The organism is Pseudomonas sp. MWU12-2020, from assembly GCF_023100605.1.
Classification (GTDB): domain Bacteria; phylum Pseudomonadota; class Gammaproteobacteria; order Pseudomonadales; family Pseudomonadaceae; genus Aquipseudomonas; species Aquipseudomonas fluorescens_H.
In genome coordinates this window covers 1-355 of the sequence record NZ_JALMEX010000060.1, presented here as the reverse complement: position 1 = coordinate 355, position 355 = coordinate 1, and the positions used below count along the sequence as shown (strand labels likewise).

Below are 355 nucleotides of genomic sequence, written 5' to 3'. Positions count from 1 at the left end.
ACCTTGTTGAGAAACCACGGACTGCTGATGGCTGACGCCGGCAGCGTATCCCCCTCCTGAATGGGTGAAAGGTCGAAGGTCTCGCCGTTGATGGTGAGGATGTCTCCCACCTTAAAAATTGTCAGGGTGTCTTCACGCCTCTGCGGCGAAAGGTTGATGATCATTGCTGCTCCTACGCTTTCCAGCGGCCCGTGGCGGTTAACGAGAAGTTGACCCCTACTCCATTGACTGCAGCAAGGCTCAGTGCCTTGAGTCCTGGCCATGCAGTGGCTGTCGGCAACGTCGATTCCGTGAGAAAGCCATACCAGCCCGCCTGGGAATAGTCCCAGCCAATGGATGGCACCCCAACGAAGGG

Annotated in this window: 1 protein-coding gene; it reads right to left on the bottom strand. The window is 57.2% G+C overall.

Annotated elements, in window-relative coordinates; genetic code table 11:
- Positions 1-172 precede the first annotated feature (172 nt).
- Positions 173-355 (bottom strand): hypothetical protein (locus tag M0814_RS29035; protein ID WP_247868585.1); only part of this gene is annotated, 183 nt, incomplete at its 5' end.